Annotated in this window: 1 protein-coding gene and 1 pseudogene; both read right to left on the minus strand. The window is 45.3% G+C overall.

Translation table 11 applies throughout. The features are described 5' to 3' along the window. A pseudogene (gene rrtA / locus R8N49_RS30660) lies at positions 1–297 on the minus strand (rhombosortase); the annotation flags it as partial. After that, on the minus strand, positions 251–510 hold a 260-nt coding region (locus tag R8N49_RS30665; protein ID WP_318190891.1), incomplete at its 5' end, for a M23 family metallopeptidase. The gene R8N49_RS30665 and the pseudogene rrtA, both read right to left, overlap by 47 nt.

The following is a 510-nucleotide window of genomic DNA, read 5'->3' on the forward strand; positions in this document are numbered from 1 at the left end:
ACGAGCGCCTATCATTGCAGCAGTGCTGGTTGAAGGGCCATAAAATTGCTCCCATGCAATTTTCGCAATAAGTCCGGCGACTAAGAGTAGGCTACTTCTTCTGTTTTCAAACACTTCTCTGAGAGCCCAAAAACCAAACAAACCGTGTAAGACGCCAGACAAGCCGACATAGACTGACATGCTAGTCAGTAAGTTCATTGCGCCGACAAAGGCACAAAGCAAAAGAAAAACAATCGAGAAGTTGCGTGCACTAGGACGGAATATAAACGCGATAACCCATAATCCTGCCAAGTTCATTCAAATTCACTGTTCTTGGGTTTTTGTGCACGCCATTTACTAGGAACTCATAATGTAAGTGAGGTCCTGTCACACGACCTGTCCCGCCAAGCGTACCGATAGTTTGACCTTGTTTAACACGTTGACCCGTTTTGACTGTGCGCTTCGTTAAGTGCAGATACTTGGTAATGTATGTGTTGCTGTGCTTGATGAACACGTAGTTCCCGTTGAACT

The sequence above is a fragment of the Vibrio sp. 1978 genome (genome assembly GCF_033344345.1).